Origin of the sequence: Ligilactobacillus pabuli (genome assembly GCF_022836475.1) — a bacterium.
In the GTDB taxonomy this organism is placed as follows: Bacteria; Bacillota; Bacilli; order Lactobacillales; family Lactobacillaceae; genus Ligilactobacillus; species Ligilactobacillus pabuli.
Window position 1 is genome coordinate 45,026 of the sequence record NZ_BQXH01000002.1, and the last position, 18,196, is coordinate 63,221.

Annotated in this window: 16 protein-coding genes and 2 pseudogenes; 3 read left to right on the forward strand and 15 right to left on the reverse strand. The window is 42.6% G+C overall.

The genetic code is table 11. The features are described 5' to 3' along the window. The first annotated feature begins 13 nt into the window (after positions 1-13). Positions 14-904 carry an SDR family NAD(P)-dependent oxidoreductase gene (locus LPAF129_RS01240; protein ID WP_244054226.1) on the forward strand — a complete coding sequence of 297 codons (891 nt, stop codon included), beginning with the start codon at positions 14-16 and terminating at the stop codon, positions 902-904. Positions 905-1,004: 100 nt separating this feature from the next. Here LPAF129_RS01240 and LPAF129_RS01245 read toward each other — a convergent pair whose 3' ends face one another. From LPAF129_RS01245 to LPAF129_RS11260, 4 genes and pseudogenes are all read right to left on the reverse strand, one after another. Then, positions 1,005-2,789: an FAD-dependent oxidoreductase gene (locus LPAF129_RS01245; protein ID WP_244054228.1), complete on the reverse strand. Its 1,785-nt coding sequence runs from the start codon at positions 2,787-2,789 to the stop codon at positions 1,005-1,007. A gap of 160 nt (positions 2,790-2,949) precedes the next feature. Then, positions 2,950-3,858 (reverse strand): LysR family transcriptional regulator, encoded by a 909-nt coding sequence (locus tag LPAF129_RS01250; protein WP_244054231.1) that lies wholly within the window; start codon positions 3,856-3,858, stop codon positions 2,950-2,952. Between the two features lie 125 nt (positions 3,859-3,983). Beyond that, a complete protein-coding gene (locus tag LPAF129_RS01255) occupies positions 3,984-4,832 on the reverse strand; it encodes a LysR family transcriptional regulator (RefSeq protein WP_265747137.1) in 849 nt (282 codons plus the stop codon). Positions 4,833-4,968: 136 nt separating this feature from the next. Further along, positions 4,969-6,190, reverse strand: a pseudogene (locus LPAF129_RS11260) (oxidoreductase). A 278-nt stretch (positions 6,191-6,468) separates the two neighbouring features. On the opposite strand from LPAF129_RS11260, the gene LPAF129_RS01265 reads away from it, so the two are divergent. Both LPAF129_RS01265 and LPAF129_RS01270 read left to right on the forward strand, forming a co-directional pair. Next, a complete protein-coding gene (locus LPAF129_RS01265; protein ID WP_244054235.1) occupies positions 6,469-8,073 on the forward strand; it encodes an Nramp family divalent metal transporter in 1,605 nt (534 codons plus the stop codon). 1 nt (position 8,074) lies between these two features. Next, entirely contained in the window at positions 8,075-8,506 is a 432-nt protein-coding gene (locus LPAF129_RS01270; RefSeq protein ID WP_244054468.1) for a universal stress protein, read from the forward strand. Positions 8,507-8,749: 243 nt separating this feature from the next. Here LPAF129_RS01270 and LPAF129_RS01275 read toward each other — a convergent pair whose 3' ends face one another. From LPAF129_RS01275 to LPAF129_RS01320, 11 genes and pseudogenes are all read right to left on the reverse strand, one after another. Further along, positions 8,750-9,553, reverse strand: coding sequence for a hypothetical protein (locus LPAF129_RS01275; RefSeq protein WP_244054237.1), 804 nt, complete (start codon positions 9,551-9,553; stop codon positions 8,750-8,752). A 114-nt stretch (positions 9,554-9,667) separates the two neighbouring features. Further along, on the reverse strand, positions 9,668-10,063 hold the full coding sequence (locus LPAF129_RS01280; RefSeq protein ID WP_244054239.1) for a hypothetical protein: 396 nt from the start codon (positions 10,061-10,063) through the stop codon (positions 9,668-9,670). A 259-nt stretch (positions 10,064-10,322) separates the two neighbouring features. Beyond that, entirely contained in the window at positions 10,323-10,853 is a 531-nt protein-coding gene (gene epsC, locus LPAF129_RS01285; RefSeq protein WP_244054241.1) for a serine O-acetyltransferase EpsC, read from the reverse strand. 191 nt (positions 10,854-11,044) lie between these two features. Continuing rightward, positions 11,045-12,475, reverse strand: coding sequence for an ISLre2 family transposase (locus tag LPAF129_RS01290; protein WP_244054243.1), 1,431 nt, complete (start codon positions 12,473-12,475; stop codon positions 11,045-11,047). A gap of 177 nt (positions 12,476-12,652) precedes the next feature. Next, a pseudogene (locus LPAF129_RS11245) lies at positions 12,653-12,721 on the reverse strand (serine acetyltransferase); the annotation flags it as partial. Continuing rightward, positions 12,693-13,871 carry a trans-sulfuration enzyme family protein gene (locus LPAF129_RS01295; RefSeq protein ID WP_244054244.1) on the reverse strand — a complete coding sequence of 393 codons (1,179 nt, stop codon included), beginning with the start codon at positions 13,869-13,871 and terminating at the stop codon, positions 12,693-12,695. The pseudogene LPAF129_RS11245 and the gene LPAF129_RS01295, both read right to left, overlap by 29 nt. Positions 13,872-13,903: 32 nt before the next feature. Further along, positions 13,904-14,812, reverse strand: a complete 909-nt coding sequence (locus LPAF129_RS01300; protein WP_244054246.1) for a PLP-dependent cysteine synthase family protein — start codon at positions 14,810-14,812, stop codon at positions 13,904-13,906. A 519-nt stretch (positions 14,813-15,331) separates the two neighbouring features. Beyond that, positions 15,332-16,327, reverse strand: a complete 996-nt coding sequence (locus tag LPAF129_RS01305) for a nuclease-related domain-containing protein (protein WP_244054248.1) — start codon at positions 16,325-16,327, stop codon at positions 15,332-15,334. 258 nt (positions 16,328-16,585) lie between these two features. Further along, complete coding sequence (locus LPAF129_RS01310; protein ID WP_244054250.1) at positions 16,586-16,864, reverse strand: hypothetical protein; 279 nt, start codon at positions 16,862-16,864, stop codon at positions 16,586-16,588. Further along, positions 16,806-17,030, reverse strand: a complete 225-nt coding sequence (locus tag LPAF129_RS01315; RefSeq protein ID WP_244054251.1) for a hypothetical protein — start codon at positions 17,028-17,030, stop codon at positions 16,806-16,808. Before LPAF129_RS01315 ends, LPAF129_RS01310 begins: the two co-directional genes overlap by 59 nt. 94 nt (positions 17,031-17,124) lie before the next feature. Beyond that, complete coding sequence (locus LPAF129_RS01320) at positions 17,125-18,153, reverse strand: hypothetical protein (RefSeq protein WP_244054254.1); 1,029 nt, start codon at positions 18,151-18,153, stop codon at positions 17,125-17,127. Positions 18,154-18,196 lie beyond the last annotated feature (43 nt).

The window sequence follows — 18,196 nt, forward strand, 5'->3', positions numbered from 1 at the left end:
GAGTATTCACACCATGAAAGATTTTACTGGAAAAGTCGCAGTGATCACAGGGGCAGCCCATGGCTTTGGACGCGAGATCGCCCGTGCACACAAAATGCGGCTCTTTTTAGCCGACATTGAAGCACCAGCCTTGACGACCGTCACTCAAGAACTGCAGGAACAAGGCGCAGAAGTAGTGATGCAGCAAACGGATGTGACCGATGAACAAGCTGTCACCGCACTCATCGACGCCGTGATGCAACACTATGGCCAAATTGACCTCGTTGTTAATTCAGCCGGGATCGCCTTGGGCAACTTTGTTTGGGACTTGCCGACTCGCGACTGGGAATGGATCTTGCACGCCGACTTTCTGAGTCAAGTTTACATCATGAAACGCGTCATTCCATTAATGTTAAAACAACAAACCCCAGCCGACATCATCAATGTCGCTTCAGTTGGCGGCCTGACTTGTGGCCCAACTCTTTCGGCCTACGCCGCCGCCAAAGCTGCCAGCATCGCCATGACCGAATCCGTTGCCTATGATTTGCAAGCCATTAAGGCTGACATCCATCTTCACCTCTTTTGTCCGGCCTTCTATCAGACCGACTTAGGCCAGTCAGAAAAACGCCGACCCGCTATGTATACAGAGCTGACCGACCCTTACTATCGATCACCCGCCTACAAAGCAGCGCTCAAGCAGTCTCAGGCTTTCTTAGACCAGGGCGCATCCCTAGAAACGGTCGGACCCGTGATTTTTAAAGGACTGGCAGAAAACACCTTTATGATCACGACCCACCAGAAGCTGGCACCTTTTATCGAAGACCGCACTCACAGACACTTAACCGGTCAGCAGCCTAGTCTTGCCTTGTTTAATCAATATTTACCACTGATGGAAGATGAACTGCCATCCGACTTATTAGACTAATGACACCCCACGTCACCTCCCTGGCGTGGGCTTTTTTCTGCCCACTAAAACAGCGGCTGCCTTCCATTTAGAAAAGCAGCCGCTGTAAATTTAAGCTTGTTTAAAATGTCTTTTCTGCATTTTGTACCGCATGACGACCGCTGTGAACTGAGAATCCGCACGCCGTTCCAGGCATGTTCATGGTGTAGACGTTCTTGTACAGCATTACGCCGTCCATCCCCGTTGCGTACAAGCCAGGGATCGCATTATGCTCGTCATCAATGACTTCAAAACGTTTATTTGTGCCAATTCCGCCAATGCCGACCAGGTAGTTTTGGTCAACTTGCGCAATGTAGAATGGGCCCTCTTCTAAAGCTGTCAAAACTTCGGCATCCTTATTAAAGTCAGTATCTTCCCCTTGGTGGCACAGTTCATTGTAATGTTTGATCGTTGCTAACAAGTTTTCCTGTGGCAAATTAAAGCTGTCAGCCAAGCCTGCCAAAGTTTCACTTTCAAATAAGGTTTGACCCTCATTTTCTTTAACGGCATGATCTAAGACCTCTGCTCCATTTTCAACACCCACTTTTGCGGCGAAATCAAGGAACATTTGCCGAGTAAAGACTGCATAGCTGGCCTTGTTTTGCTTCATCGCCATTGATTGCAGCATCATGTTAAAGGCATAGATGTTTTCATTGACAAAACGGTCGCCTTCTTCGTTGACAAAGACCACTTCTCCACCGGTGGTAAAGCCCTTGATCCCGTTGATTGGATCCATATACAAGAGCGGTGCATCCGTTGGGAAAGCTTGGACATAGTTCATCACTAACTGGGCGGATTCATGGATCAAGTCTTTTGAACCAACTTCTTTAGTCATCAGATAACCGTCGCCCGCACTAGAAGGCATCCCTGTCAGCAACATGTGATCCGTATTCCAGCCCTGCTTGTGGACTAAGTCACGGTTGCCGCCGATGCCGCCGGTCGCAACAATCACTGCCTTAGCGTTAAATTTGATAACTTTGCCATCTTGGTCTTCCGCAATGACCCCCGTGACTTTGTGATCTTGATAAATCAAATGTTTAGCAGCTGTATTAAAAATAAAGTCGACCCCATTTTCCTGAGCCTTGGCGGTCATTTGTGGGACATAGCCTTGGGAAGCGTGTCCGCCATTGAACCAGTGGAAAGTATTAAACAAGCCAGTATAGTAATTATCGACTTGCCCTGAATAGTCAACACCGTTTTCCTTACACCAAGAAACATTATCAGCAGAGGAGTTAATGAAGTCCAGCCAAATCGAACCATTAGCCCGGTACTGACCCATTTGATGTTCAGCAGTCATGATTTCATTTGGAGTAATATGAATCCCCAATTCCTGCTGGCGTTCAGAGTTGATGGCAAATTGCCCTTCAACACCACCACCGTTGCCGCCAGTTGCGGCTAATTTTTCGATCACGATTGCATCCACATCGTCTTGGCCTGCTTGCACCGCAGCGGATAAACCAGAAATCCCTGACCCGATGATCACTAAATCTTTGGTGATTTCTTGGTCAAATTTGTCATAACTGGCAGCTGGGTCAGTGATGTTTTCAGTCTTTACACTGGCTGGAGCAGCAGCTTTCTGTGGTCCAAGTTCAGAAATGTCACCTGCTTGTTCTAAGGCATTTTTAACTGCATCCATGATTCCTTTTGAACTCTTAGTTGCACCGGAAACAATGTCGACCGCATAATTTTGGGCTGCGACGATCATTTCTGGCACCTTTTTAACTGTCTGTTGAGAAACAGCCTCTGTGTCATTCGTTTCATCCACGGTCACCTGAGCGATCTTACCATTTTCGATCAAGACCGTCACTTTTGTTTCTCCACCAAATCCTTGTGAAACACCTGCATAACTTCCATCTGTCAAACTCATCTGTCTGACCTCCCAGTCTTTTCCTAGGCCCAAAACCGCTGTTGCCGCTCGTACACCATTTTTCCAGTAGTTTGAATGCCCGGTTTCTTTTACATGTGAATTGTATCACATAAACTGGCAAAATAAAAAGAAGCCCAACTAATGTCTGAATAAGTTGAGCTTAATTATCGTGAAAATGGGCCACGATTCCCTGCATCAATTGTTCTTCAATTGGACTGAGCTGATTTTCCGGTTGCGTCACCCAGGCATACCGACTACTGCCAAATTTCAAGTCTGCCACCGGCAACGGCAAAAATTCCGCGCGTTTGTCCTGGTAAAGACTGTTGCGCAATTGAAAATCGCGTAAGAAGGTCACCGCCCGAAATTTTTGTAAAAACTCATAGATGACTTGCAAGTTATCCGTCACTAACGAGATATTCAAACGACCATACTTCTTTTGAAAACGGTCAAGGTCGGCCATTAACTGATCATCATCATAGAGCACAAATTCTTGTTCTAACAAGACTTCGATGGAAACTGGCTGCCCCGCCTCTTGCAAGTAGTGTTGTTGCATTGTATAAAACTGGGGCGCCCCGCTTAAACAATCATGGACATCTAAGCCCCCTAACAGGCTGCGCGAAGCTGGACAATATGTCAAAAAAGCCGCGTCATACTGCAACTTGCGAACTCCTCGTACCGCAAGAGTCGGATTCGTTTGGACCAGCTGGACTTTAAACTCTGGATACTGATCTTGGACCTCTAACAAGGCATCTACAAAAGGCCGCGAGATCTCATCACTAACTGCCAGCCGGAAAACATCGCGTTGCTGAGTTTTTAACTGTTCAATTTTGAAATTTAAGTCATGATAAGAACGCAAAACCTGACGCGCCTGGTCAATCACTGCCTCTCCGCTAGTCGTCACGACGATTCCCGTATGTGTGCGGGTAAAAATCGTTAAGCCCAGCTGTTGTTCGATTCGAGCGATTGCCTGGGACAAACCCGATTGGCTAATTTTTAACTTGTAGGCCGCTTTAGAAATCAAGCCTTCATCAGCGATGGCCACCAAATAATAAAGCTGTTGAATCGTCATGTCTTTCACCTCATTTATCTATCACCAAGCATACTACATTCGCCGAATTTTCCCCAGTGAAATTTGCTTAAGTTTTCACATTAATACTGTGAGTAGGGGGTTATCCCACAAAATTGACCTCGTAATTAAAAGCGAATTCCCTGCAAAAATTTTTCCTGCAAGGGTGTTAAACTTTGCCCAGCGCGCGTAATAATACCATAGCGAAAATGTTGCCCAGATACTTGTCCAACATCTGCAATTTCATGAGGAATTAGCGGATCAGCGGAACTAGCATACAAGCGACGGTCGATCTGAGTGTCGCGAATAATTGAGACTGCCTGAAACTTCCGCATGGTTTCTAAGATCACGCGAAATGAAGTCGACTGCACAATGACGTTTAACTCGTCTGTTTGCCGCGCTAACTTTTTAACAAAAGCCGCAATGTAGTCATCGATGAACAAGGCAAATTCCTGTTCCAATACCAACTCTAACGGCAACGGTCCCTGGTAGTTTGCCAAATAATGATTGGCCGTGGTGTAGAGTTTAAACTGACCACTACCAATTGCACGAAAATCCAAGCCATCCAACAAATGCACTGCTGCCTGGTCAACCGCAATCAAGCCAGCATCATACTCTTGTGCTTTCACGGCTCTAATAATTTCTCGCACCGTATTTTCTGCCAGATATGCCCGAAAATTGGGCTGGCCCGCCTGAAACTTCAACAACCAATCTAGCAAGGTACTGGGAACTTCATTCATGACTCCTAAGCGAAATGGCGCGGTCGGCACAGCCAACTCACTCAAGTCTGTCTGCATCAAACCCAATTGTTTTTCAATTTCTTTAGCTCGTGTGATAACTTTCAATCCCGCTAAAGTCGGCCGCGAACCTAGTCTGGTCCGTTGAAACAGCTGCACCCCTAATTCAGCCTCTAGCTTATCCAGCGATTGACTCAAGCCCGACTGACTCAGATTTAAATTTTTAGCTGCCCGTGAAATCGTCTAAGCTTGTGCCAATTCCACCACATAGTGCATCTGTTCCAAGTTCATTTCAACTAACCTCCACCACTTATTTTAAATTAATGCTAGCCGTCAAAAAGAGCCGTGTCAAACTGCACACGACTCTTTTCTAGCTTTATTTCAAATCTTCTAAATTATATTCTGAACTCGTCCCATTCTTTAAAACTGACTTGCTTAATGAACCTGCTTGATGCATGCTATAAATTGATTCTCTACCTGGTAAATGCGGCTCCATTTTCGGATCAGAGAACAAGTTAACTAAGCCAGGTGTGAGCTGAGAGCGTTTGATCTGTGCTGGGGAAATTTCAGACACGATTTCATTGTCACGACCTTCTACGATTTTACGGGCAATTTGCGGGTCGATCATTGAAGCTCGACCTATTGCCACTAAATCAGTATACTTCAAAGCGTCTCTAGCAGCCTCGCCATCCATCACATTACCGACGATGATCAACTTGGTTTCTTGCGGCAAGATCGCCCGCATTAATTCGGCATAAGTTTGGTCACTGTCCGCTGGTTTTGCATCATATTGCGGTAAGGACAAATGAATGTAATCAAAGTCCAATTCGCTGGTGAGTCGTTTGATCAATTCATTAGCTTCACGCCAGTTATAACCAACATTTTTCCCATGAACTTCTTCCGGACTGATTCGGTAGCCAATAATAAAGTCTTTTGGACCATATTCTTTAGCAACCCGGAAAACTTCTTTGGCAACTTCTAAGATAAAGAACATCCGTGAATCTAAGGAATCCCCGCCCCACTTGTCGTGCCGCCGATTAGACCAAGCAGAGAAAAATTGTTGCAGCAAGTAGTGGTTGGCTCCGTGAATCTCAACACCATCGAAGCCACAATCAATCGCGCTTTGTGGCAGCTCCAAAGTCATGGATCACTTCTAAAATATCTGCTTCAGTCATTTCTTCAACTTCATAATCCAAAAAGCCAAAGTCAAAAGATGAAGGAGCGTAGACTTTTTCACCGAGTTGTGCGTGATAGTTAGCCTCACGACCAGAATGTTCCAACTGTAAAATGGCTTTGTTACCGTCTTTTTTCAAAGTTTGAGCTAGCTTGGTAAAGCCAGGCATCTGTTCATCTTTGTAGAGTCCTAATTGTTCCCGGTCACTGGCCCACGAACGCGATGGTCCGCCTGCTCGACTGACGTAGGTATATTCAACGATCACCATGCCAGCTGAATTAGAGCGCTGGTTATAGTAGTTGATTGTATCTTGTGTCACATGTCCATCATCACGACCACTATTAGTCAGCATTGGCGGTTGCACGATTCGATTAGCTACTGTTGCACCATTTCTAAAGGTTACTGTATCATTTAATTTCTGCATGATTGACTCTCCTCTCGCTGATATTTTTATTATATCTCATAATTTGTGAAAATAATAACAATTATAAGTGTGCTTTACATTAGGAGAACTTATGTCCCGAACAAGAGAGTTTTTTTAAACTAGCAATTTTCTTTTTAAAATTTTTTTCAATCAAATTCCTACTATTATTTGTCCACCAAAATCACTCACAATAATGTTATGTATCCCTAACTTTTTATTTCCATATGTTTAAATATGGTGTACAATGGCAATTGTTCGAAAGAAAGGTGGTTTTTCAAGTGAGTCAAAACAAGTCTGATACTCACAAGCAGCATTACTTGATCCATTACGCTAATGGACCTTCCCTAGAGGAAATCAACGGAACTGTCGAGGTTCCCAAAGGCAAAGGATTCTGGAAAACATTATTTATGTATTCTGGACCTGGTGCCCTAGTCGCGGTCGGTTACATGGATCCCGGTAATTGGTCAACCTCGATCACCGGTGGCCAAAATTTTTCCTACCTGTTGATGTCCGTGATTTTAATGTCGAGTTTGATTGCCATGTTACTGCAATATATGGCTGCCAAACTGGGCATTGTCAGTCAAATGGACTTGGCACAGGCCACACGCGCCCGCACTGGGAAAACTTTAGGCATCATTTTATGGCTCATGACAGAATTAGCGATCATGGCAACTGATATTGCTGAAGTTATTGGTGGTGCGATCGCCTTATATCTCTTATTCAATATTCCGCTAGTGATCGCCGTTTTCTTAACCGTCTTAGATGTCTTGTTACTGCTCTTATTAACTAAAATTGGTTTTCGGAAAATTGAAGCAATCGTGGTCTGCTTGATCTTTGTTATTTTAGCGGTCTTTATTTACCAAGTCGCTTTATCAGATCCCGACTGGGGTGCAATGTTCAAGGGCTTAATGCCAAGCGGCCAAACCTTTGCTTCCTCCCCTGATGTACAGGGTATGACACCTATTTCTGGCGCGTTAGGGATCATTGGTGCCACAGTGATGCCGCATAATTTATACTTACATTCAGCAATTTCTCAGACCCGGAAAATTGACCACAATGATGCAGAAGACGTGGCTCGAACTGTCAGATTCTCAACTTGGGATTCAAACATTCAGTTATCACTAGCCTTTGTTGTGAATGCATTACTGTTGATCATGGGTGTGGCAGTGTTCAAATCAGGAACTGTTGAAGATCCATCATTCTTCGGTTTGTACCAAGCACTCTCAGACACTTCGAAGTTAAGTAACGGTCTCTTGATCGGCGTCGCTAAATCCGGAGTCTTATCAACATTATTTGCCGTGGCTCTTTTAGCTTCTGGGCAAAACTCAACGATTACCGGGACCCTAACTGGCCAAGTCGTCATGGAAGGGTTTATTCACATGAAGATGCCGCTTTGGGCTCGTCGTTTAGTAACTCGTTTGATCTCTGTCATTCCCGTTTTGATTGCCGTTCTTTCAACTAGCGGTCAAAGCGAAGTCCAACAACACGTTGCCATTAACAACTTAATGAACAACTCCCAGGTTTTCTTAGCGTTTGCCCTACCATTTTCGATGTTGCCATTATTGATGTTAACAAATAGTAAAACTGAAATGGGCCAACGCTTTAAAAACTCACTGTGGGTCAATGTTTTAGGCTGGGCGTCAGTTATTGGACTAACCTACTTAAACATGATCGGTTTACCCGGTTCGATCGAAGCCTTCTTCGGGACTAACCCTACGGCAGCTCAAGTCGTCTTATCAGACCGGATCGCCTATGTCATCATCGCCTTGATCATCGCCTTACTGATCTGGACAGTCTACGACTTGTATCGTGGTGACAAACAACTAGCTCAAAAGGAACTGCTGGCAAAACAACAAACTCAAGGAGGACAAGCTAATGACTAAGATGCAAACTAAATTTTCCCGTCTTTTGGTAGGAACTGACGATTCACATGACTCGCAGTTGGCCTTTCAGTACGCTATCAATTACGCCAAAGAAAACGACGCTGAGCTCTTTATCGTGTCTGTACTCGAAAGCGACGAAATGAACGTTTACCAGGCTTTAGATGATGATTATATTCATGGTGAACGACAAGCATTAGAAGAACATGTCCGCCAGTATGAAGCAACCGCTAAACAAGCTGGTGTCAAACAAGTCCACACGATCATCGCAGAAGGTAATCCTGGCAAGACGATCGTCAACGATGTCATTCCAGAAATTCAGCCTGACCTGTTGATCATCGGTTCTTTTGATAAGCAAGGTGTCGCGAAACGCTTTGGCTCTGAAGCTGCTTATATGGCTAAATATTCGCCAGTTTCAGTTCTAGTAATGCGTTAATTCAACTTTTAAATTTTTTCTCTTAACTAATCGCTAAAATGCGGACCTTAAAATAAAATTTCACACAAAGAAATGCGCCATAATGTTGGAGAACAACTCCCATTATGACGCATTTTTGTCGTGTACTTTAGTTACCAGTTGCTTTCAAACTCTCTACCAAATTATGCCATCAAATTAAAAGAAAAAGCATAACAACAAGTGTTACACTTCTTCATTGATTTGTTTAAGCCAAGTCTAGTTCAATCAGTAATTATGATCGTCATGAAAATCGTCATAGTCATCATAAATTTCATGGTTGACCCAGCCTTCGATCCAGGCATCGCTTGTGTTATCATGACCCATTGGTTCATTACCGTGCTTAATAATATACCACAGCAACTGCACTGGTAACGACATTAACCAGATGGTAAACAGCATATCGCCTACCCCACTCCAGGTCCAAGACCTTTTGACTGGCTGAGCACGATTACTTAATTTAACCTGCTTTTTAACCACCCGTTTAGTGATTGCCACCATTCCTTTGGCTTGACGTGCTGGTGAGTCGTTTAAGAGATGCTTCTTGCCAAAAATCAGGTGTTTCCAGTTCCAATTCGAATAGTATGGACCAGTGAAACCGCCAGGTGCAAATGATAAGTCACCTGTTTCGGGCATAAAAAGCAGCACATTTTCTGTGCCCATTAATCCTAGATAAGACCCATTATCTTGTTGCAGCTGGTGTTTGACTAGCGCAGCTTTAAGCGTTCCTGCTGGTGTATCCACATCGACACCAGTCACCGGGTTAACCTGGCCATCAAAATTAGCTGCTATTTGCGCCCGATGCACAATATAGATTTGGAAATTCTGCGGGTGCTTAGTTTGTGATAATGGCTTGATTTCTTGTTCCAGCTCAGCAATTTGTGCCTGACTAAAAAAATCTCGGTCCTGATAAATATGCCGACTGACATTGGGTTTGATTGGCATGGCATCTGCCTGTGCTAACTGCGGCCAGCACCACACTAAACCCAAGACCAGCAAAGGTAAGCATAAAATTTTGACTAAGTTTTTCATTGGAATCCCCCTATCGCTAAACTAAGCAACCATTACTATCACTCTTATTATATTACACATCGCCTGTCTGTTTGTAGTTAACTTCCCCCCTAAATCAACTAACTTTAATCATTCCTACTTCCCTAAAACCTGCCGAATTCTCTCTCGGTCTTCATCGGCAGCAGTTCCTAGTGCACTCTCTAAGGTAGAACGAAGCCCGTTCTTATACCTTGCTGATGAATAACTGGTAGCTTCCACCTGCGGATATTTTTCCAATGCCTCTTCTAGCTCTTTTTTTAGCCGACGAGCCTCCTCTTCCTCGAACTCTTTTTGAGATTGCAAAAATTCCTGGCGCCGTTGCTCTTGAATATCTGTAATTTTTGCTTGGAGTTTCTGGTCATGCTCACTATGTTGTTTGATCAATTCCAAGTCTTGATCAGAAACGCCCTCCCGATTAATTACCTTTTCAAACCCGTATTGTTCCAATAACATAGCTCTTAAATCATCATCTAGTGTTGTGTATCGTCTCATAACTGCCTCCTGTTTAACGTCGCGTGGACTTTATTAGATTAATAAAGAAAAACCGTGCTCGGAAATACGAACACGGTTAGGCGACGTATATCCGTTTACAGTGAAGCACCTTACCATAAGGGCAGGTTGCTACTAGGTCAAAGTGTGTAACCACTCGCTAGTTCTTGATATAACACGATATTTAATTATTAAATTAATGCTACCGCAAAAAATCACGGTTGTCAAAAAAATTTGCAGTTAACCAGTCTCGAGCAGTTCTTCATAGTTCTGCAGATTCCTGCTGATTCTCACTAAAAGACACCTGGATCACTTTACTTTTGTGATGCGTAACAAGCTGCGCCGGTGCCCCAACAACGGTAGTTCTTGCGGGGACATCTGTTAACACCACTGCCCCTGCACCCACCTTACTCTCTTCCCCAATTACTATCGGTCCTAGGATTTGTGCATTTGCTCCGATGAAAGCACCCTGTTTAACATGCGGATGACGTTTTTGCACAGCCGTTTCATGTCTGGAGCCCAAGGTCACGCCGTGCAAGAGTGTCACATCATCCTCGATCACTGCGGTTTCACCGATCACTACTCCCACACCATGGTCAATAAAAACTCTCTTGCCGATCTGAGCAGCTGGTGCGATCAAGATTCCTGTCTGCCGTGCACCATGACGACTAACTAACCCCGCCAAAACGTCCAGTTTGTGTTTGCTCAAATAATGAGCGATCCGGTACCAAAAAAGTGCATGTAAGCCAGGATAAGTCAGCACGACGTAAGTGTCCGATTTTTGTTGGTTCACTTTTCCTTACCGTAAATCCTAAGTTGTAAGTGTTAATCTTGTGAAATAAAAAATTTATTTTAGCCTTCTGTTTTATCCTAAATCCATGAACCTATACTTGTTTTCTCTACCGCGCTGACGCTTGGTTGCCACTGAATGAAGTGATAATTTAAAAACCAAATCATCACTTCATTCAGCGGGCTCTTAAGGGCTTACGCAAAATACCGCTGACCATTGAGTTCAACTTTGCCGCTGATTACACCGACATGCGGCTCTGAAAGCCTCTGTGGCTGGCTCAAAAACCTACGAATCTGATTACCGTCATATTGCCACTTCTCACGCTCTAAAATTACCATTGGTAATCCTAAGTACTGTTCTAGAGTATTGTTTTTTACGCAATCGATAATCAGTGCTTGGGCCCGGGCACCAGCGGCACTCCAGTATTTTCCATGTCCTTTAAGTCGATTACTATAACGGCGATGTCCGCTTTCACTAGTTCCTAATCCACCGGGGTTATGGAATTTGCCGTAGGCTTTAATTGGTTTTAAAGATGACCAATTGCGTTTTAAATACTCAAACAGTTTTTGGACTTCTGTTCTTTCTTGGTAATTTCTACTTGGATCGACACTTAAAACACTGTCAATGGTGGTTAAAATCGTTGTGACTTGTCCAAAATCATAGTTCCGAAAAACCGCGCGGTAAAGGCGTTCCTGTAACTCAGGAAATTTGTTCTTCAGACGATCTTCAATTTTTCTGCGGGCATGAAAATGATCCAGCTGATGAATCCACTGACCTGCACCAGCTCCAAAAGTCTCAAACTTATCTGGTGTAAAACCACTGCCATTGTCACTGTTAGTGATCACGACTGTGTTACGAAGGTCATAGTGGCCATTCAGATACGTTTTAGCTAACCAGAATACATTTTCACGCTTAGTTGAAGAAAATGTCACGGCATTGATTAATTCGCGCCTGTTTTTGGCCGCTTGGCCATTTTTCTTTAATACTTGTCGGCTGCCTTCATGAATCGTTAACCGATACAGTGAAGCGTGGTGAACCTCTCGTCCGCTTTCTTTGTACAACAAAGCATCTCCTGTGACAATTACATACCGAGCCTTTCGGCGTGATTTTACAGTTCCATTGTAAAATGCGTCTTGAGCTTGGACCGCTTCAGTTTCCTGCTTTGCGGCCAACTCTTTACCCACTTCATGCACAATTTGATTGACTGCCTGATGGCTTAAAGAAACTGGCGTGAGTAATGAAATAATCTCAGTTTCGTGTCGGGCAGTCATACCAGTGCTAGCTTTGACGACCCAGGCTCTCAATAAAGGAGTAGCCCGCTGAGTTTTCTCGATTTCTAGGAAACGATCCAAGGCAAAATAATTCTTTACACCGGTCGAAGACAGGTAATAACGACGTTGATAATGAACTTCGCCAAAAGGCGTGAGGATCGTCCGCGCTTTCTTTTGATGAATTACCGCGTCTTGGGGTTTATCCTGAGCTAATTCATCATCCAAAAGACTCAAAGCATCAGCTAAACACTTAGTAAAGAATCCTCGAAATAGGCTAGCGCATCTCAATTCTTTCTTGATTAATGGCAATTCACTCTTTAAAATTTTGACTAATTCATTTACAATTAAATCCATGGGGCTATTATCCTCTTTTCATGTTCTGTGGTAGGTGCATGTATAAAGGATAATAGTCCTTTTTGTGTAAATGCAAGGACTTTTTTTCTGTACTCCAGGATTGTGAATTATTGAGCCTGAAGCTTAAGCGTTAAAATCAACCATTCTCAAAGCAACCAACTAAAACTTTACACTTAGCAGCACGACCTCTAGCAAACTATGTGCTGCTGGATCTCTTTTAAGAATTGACCGCGCCGTTTCTAACATGATCATGACTCCCCTTCAAGTTAGCAAAGCCCTGTTCAAGGTCCAAAAGCAGATCCTTCCCATCTTCAGCACCCACAGATAAGCGGATCAACTCATCTTTGATACCATTTTTCAACCGAATGTCTCGTGGAATAGCACCATGCGTCATCAAGGCTGGAATCTCAATCAATGATTCAAGTGCACCTAAGCTTTCTGCCAAAGTGATTAACTGTAACCCTTCGACAAACTCTTGAGGATCTAGTCCAGGCTGTAATTCAAATGAGAGCATGGCTCCAAAACCATTCATTTGCTTGCGTGCCACTTCATAATCTGGATTATTAGGGTCACCCGGATAATAGATCTTGCTAACTAATGGTTGGTTGGACAAATATTCAAAAATCTTTTCAGTGTTGGCTAACTGAGCTCGCATTCGCAAGCCTAAAGTCTTCATTCCCCGCTGTAACAGCCAGCTTTCTTGTGGTGCCAAAATGCTGCCGATCGAGTTTTGCAAGTAGGCGACCTGATCAGCTAATTTTTGATCTTTTGTTACTACCAGTCCAGCAATCACATCACTATGTCCGCCCAGATATTTTGAAGCGCTGTGGATCACGATATCGATGCCTTGCTCGATTGGCCGCTGAATGTATGGCGAAGCAAAGGTATTATCAATAATACTCAAGATTCCATGTGCTTGAGCGATCCTAGCAATTTCAGCGATATCTGTTACGTGCAATAAAGGATTGGTTGGTGTTTCCAAGTAAATCGCCTGAGTATTTTCTTGAATCGCATTTTCGACAGCAATTAAATCACGAGTATCAACAACTGTAAAAGTTAGTCCCATCCGCTTGAGCACATTCTCAAGTAGCCGGAAGGTCCCACCGTACACATCATTTCCTACCACAAAATGGTCACCGGCTGAAAACATGGCAAAGACTGTGTTGATAGCCGCTGAACCTGAAGAAAAAGCAAAACCAGCGACTCCCCCTTCCAAATCAGCAATTAATTTCTCAACGGCTTGTCGTGTCGGATTACCAGTCCGTGAATACTCATACTCAGATTCACCAATTTTTTGTTGATGGAAGGTTGATGCCATGTAAATCGGGACCGACGTTGCTCCAGTATATTGATCTTCACTAACACCTGCATGTAATAATTTTGTTTCAAATTCCATGGTTATCCTACCCTTTTTCTTTAAACTATTTTTTAATCGTAGATATTTTCACTCAAATAACGTTCACCACTATCTGGAAAAATCGTCACGATCGTACTATTTTCCGGTAAAGTTTCAGCAACTTTTAGACTAGCAGCCAGTGCCGCGCCACTTGAACTTCCAATAAAAAGTCCTTGTTCTTGGGCCATTCGTCTCACTTCAGCAAATGCATCTTCATCAGAAATAGTAATGGTCTGGTCGATCTGCAAGTCAGAGAAAAACGGCGGAACAAATTCGACTCCGATTCCTTCTATCCGATGGGAGTGAGCAGGACCGCCATTTAAAATCGATCCTTCAGGCTCAACGACGATCGTCTTAGTTGTGGCATCTTTTTCCTGTAAATATTTCGCCACCCCAGCAAAGGTTCCCCCGCTGCCGGCACCAGCAACAAAAGCAGTGATTGGTTGTTTTAATTCGGAAACTAATTCTGGAGCCAAAGTCTGATAATAAGCTGCCGGATTTGCCGGATTTTCAAATTGCATCGGCACGTAACTATTCGGTGTTTCTTGCGCCAATTCGCGTGCTTTTTTGATTGCACCCTTGATTCCGTCTTCACTTGGTGTATGCACAATTTTAGCTCCTAAAGCTTTCATCAACTGCTGTTTTTCAAAACTAAATTTCTCTGGCACTACCAAGATCGTCTTCAAATGAGACTGCGTAGCGGCTAAGGCCAGGCCAATCCCAGTATTACCAGCAGTGGGTTCAATAATCGTAGTTTCCTGATTAATTTTCCCCTTCTTACTTCCATCTTGCAGCAAATACTGTCCTAAGCGGTCTTTGACACTTCCGCCCGGATTAAACATTTCCAACTTAGCGTAAATGTGACTATTCTTAGGCACGTTGACTTGTAGATCGATCAGTGGTGTATTACCGATCAATTGTGAAACAGACTGAATGATCATACTTTTTCCTCCCCAATTAATTAAGTACAGTGAAAACTCAAGCTTAAAAAATCAATTTTCGGCGATAAAAAAAGGGCGCCAGATCCTGAATAAACAGAATTCTCGCGCCCTTAGTTCAACTCCAACCCATGTGGACATTGAACACTTTAAGGTCATTATTCCTCAAAAAATGCTAATGCAAACAGGTCGAACATCGCCAAAAACGCTCTGTCCGACAACAACAAGTATTTGCATTAAGCATAAATTGCATCATAGTGACACCTCCGAATTGATTAACCTCAATATACAAAATAAAAAACTCAATGTCAACGATTTCTTTTGTGGCAGATCAACAATTTACTTTTTTTCACAACAGTTTGATAGCTGATTGAAAACGATGCACAGGTCCCAAATTTGCCTACACAAGTCCGGCCGACTTCTGTGCGCATTTCCATTTGTCTACACATGTTCACCCAACTTATGTTTGCATTTTAGTTTGCCTACATAAGTCCACTCGACTTTTGTTCGCAACGACTAAAACTAGTTATTATTCCGAGGAGAACATTTCCAGTTAACTCTTTGTTCTAATTGTTTAAAATTCCGTTGCTGATTTTTAAAACTAAATTCAAAGGTTTCTCCAGGATTTCGATAAGCAAACTGCTTTCCTTTAAAATTTAGTGGTATAAAATGCTTTTTCAAAGTATACGCTAAGTATCTCCGGTTATACCCATTACCAAAAAACTGAGTCACCTCGCTCAAACGTAAATTTTGCCGAAAATACAATGTACCATAGTCACAAATTGTACGAACATAAGCAGTTTCCTTAGCTTCACGATAACCACAAATTTTACACTGTAGCGCAAATCGCTCCTGCTGCCACCAAAAATTACCACATTTTGGGCAGCAAATTCCTTGCCAAATTTTTCTTGAATCCACAGAAAAATCTTCTACTGGTCGATACGGTGCCACACAATAATTTTGTAGCACTTTTTTCCACGAAAGATTAGCAGCCTCTTCCTCGTGGCACAATTTTTGAAGCCAATCACAGTATTCCCACAAATATTTAACGATAATTCCAGAATGATCATCAACCTCGATCACTGCCGTTGGATTAGTAAAAACAATAACCTTCACAACTTCAATCACCAGATGGTGTTCGGCAAAAATTCGTGCCAAAATATCATGTGCACGTTCAATTTGACTAAAGATGCTATGTGTTAGTGGTTTTCCATTATGATACCAAGTACGATTACGAAAAGAGTATCTGCCGTGATAATTTTTCATGTCGATCAAATATAACTTACGACCGACTTGAATCAACTTGTCGATTTGAACACGTTTACCATCGACACAAAGATTAACATCATCCATCATTTCAGTCTGTGTCGGTAAGATTGCTTGCGTCAAATAATCGACAGCTGATTCTCCTTGAAATCCTTTCTGGTCAGCCACAAGTTGTTGCTGTTCTGCAAATGACAGTTTTGTTCGTTGAGCAAGAGTTTCTAAATATTGTAATTCCAATGATTTTTTTCGCATTGTTAGCATCCTTTCTTAAGACTCTACTAACAAATACGCAAATTATGCCATTTTTAACTTTTCTACGGAAAAAAATAAGTATTTATTTCTCACCAAACTGAAAAAATCATTACCTAGTATCATTCTCCTCGAATTATTGAGATTGTTTTTCAAATTCTATTATCTGACAGTAAATTTTTGATTTGCCTACACAAGTCCACTCGACTTACGTTCGTATTCCGATTTGCCTACATAAGTTTGCTCGACTTCTGTTTGCATTTAGCTATAGAAAAAAGCGTCTGAACTAATTAATAGCTTAGACGCCTCCGTATTATGGTCAGCTGATAAAGGCTGATATTTCTCAACCATTTCCTTCATTCGTAATTTTTGACTTTTAGAAATTGGATACTTACTTATCTTCGCAATTATATTTTCTTTGCTTTCGCCCTTCTTCAATAACTCTTTTACAACTGCATTAAAAACGGCATCAATACCATATTTAGTAACTGCATTTACTATTGTCCCACTGGCTAAAAGTGTAATAATCCCTCCAACCATTCCGGCCTAATGCAGCCAAAGCTATTGTAACAGCTGCTGCACCAACATACCCGGTAGCGCCGATGGACATCACTAGAATTAAAGCCGGAACACCAATACTAGCAATTTTCGCAGCTATATCATCCAATGGTGGAATAAACTTCTCTTTCCTAAATTTTTCCTTCATAATGCTGACATCTCCAAAAATTTTTGCCGAGATCCATCTGAGTCCCCATTTACATCCATGAACTTCATGATTTACACGATAGAGTTGCCTATCATTAATCTCTGCTAATTATTGCCTCAAAGAGCTCGTCTGCCGTTTGAACATCCGCTTCCTTAATCACTTCATACTCCAATTGCAGCTCAGCATTAAACTGAACTCCAGCCCGCACACCATTTTCATATTCGCTGACCCATTCAGTGAAAAGTTCATCATCTTCCAGCCAATCTAATAGGGTTTGGAACATAATTTGTTGGTTCTCCACCAAAAAATATTTTTTGAAGTAGGTAATTCCTTGCGCATTTCTCTTCAATTTGAACTCAAGAAGCGTTACCAACCTAGTATAGTCATTATTTAATTCTACCTGTTGCCAGAAATTCTTGCTGCTCCGTGCTGGTAGCGTGACTGGCATTCTCTGCTTAACTGCTGCAAGGACCAGTTCTTGCGTACTGCTGGTTCTCAAAACGGCGAGTAAAACATTACTTAAGTCGCTCCTAATGGAATCAAAAGCAACATCATTCAAAAAAAGATAGTCTAGTGCTTGATCAATCGTCTCCTGGTCTACTTTCCAAGCAAATAATCGTCTAACCAACACACCATAAAGCACTGGCTGAGAAAAGCCGACTGGATCAAATTGATTTTCTAAGCCAAACGGTGACTCTTCACCAATCATACTTAATAAGTTATATAACTTACCCAATAAAGCTGTCGCTTGCTGTCCACTTGGTGTCTTCGCCGGGACAGTCACTAATCGCGCGATAAAGTTATGGACGATTTTGCGCCATTTAGTTCGCTCTTTCTGTGAAATAACCGAATTAGCTTTCAAATAATACCCTTGCTTAGCATTCTCAATAAAACTCGTAATATCTGTTGCTAAAGCTGGCAAATCACCCTGCTTGTTCTGTTTGTCTTGCTTTTTCTTCGCAGCCTTGGTCGCTAAGAAATCCTCCATATTCAAAACTAGTTTATCTACGTTTTTTTCTTCGCGGACCTTTTTAGGCATACACTTATACATTTCCTTAACTAGCTTTCGCAAATCTGCAACAGTATATTGTTCAGTCGCTGCATTTACTTCTGAAATTTTCATTAATAACTCCTCGATTCATCCGAAAATTTAGTTTGACCAGCAT

Excerpts from the sequence above, each read along its gene's own strand:
- LPAF129_RS01240 (WP_244054226.1), top strand. The coding sequence starts at position 14 with ATGAAAGATTTTACTGGAAAAGTCGCAGTGATCACAGGGGCAGCCCAT.
- LPAF129_RS01245 (WP_244054228.1), bottom strand. The coding sequence starts at position 2,789 with ATGAGTTTGACAGATGGAAGTTATGCAGGTGTTTCACAAGGATTTGGT.
- LPAF129_RS01250 (WP_244054231.1), bottom strand. The coding sequence starts at position 3,858 with ATGACGATTCAACAGCTTTATTATTTGGTGGCCATCGCTGATGAAGGC.
- LPAF129_RS01270 (WP_244054468.1), top strand. The coding sequence starts at position 8,075 with ATGCAAACTAAATTTTCCCGTCTTTTGGTAGGAACTGACGATTCACAT.
- LPAF129_RS01275 (WP_244054237.1), bottom strand. The coding sequence starts at position 9,553 with ATGAAAAACTTAGTCAAAATTTTATGCTTACCTTTGCTGGTCTTGGGT.
- LPAF129_RS01280 (WP_244054239.1), bottom strand. The coding sequence starts at position 10,063 with ATGAGACGATACACAACACTAGATGATGATTTAAGAGCTATGTTATTG.
- LPAF129_RS01290 (WP_244054243.1), bottom strand. The coding sequence starts at position 12,475 with ATGGATTTAATTGTAAATGAATTAGTCAAAATTTTAAAGAGTGAATTG.
- LPAF129_RS01295 (WP_244054244.1), bottom strand. The coding sequence starts at position 13,871 with ATGGAATTTGAAACAAAATTATTACATGCAGGTGTTAGTGAAGATCAA.
- LPAF129_RS01300 (WP_244054246.1), bottom strand. The coding sequence starts at position 14,812 with ATGATCATTCAGTCTGTTTCACAATTGATCGGTAATACACCACTGATC.
- LPAF129_RS01305 (WP_244054248.1), bottom strand. The coding sequence starts at position 16,327 with ATGCGAAAAAAATCATTGGAATTACAATATTTAGAAACTCTTGCTCAA.
- LPAF129_RS01310 (WP_244054250.1), bottom strand. The coding sequence starts at position 16,864 with ATGGTTGGAGGGATTATTACACTTTTAGCCAGTGGGACAATAGTAAAT.
- LPAF129_RS01315 (WP_244054251.1), bottom strand. The coding sequence starts at position 17,030 with ATGAAGGAAAAATTTAGGAAAGAGAAGTTTATTCCACCATTGGATGAT.
- LPAF129_RS01320 (WP_244054254.1), bottom strand. The coding sequence starts at position 18,153 with ATGAAAATTTCAGAAGTAAATGCAGCGACTGAACAATATACTGTTGCA.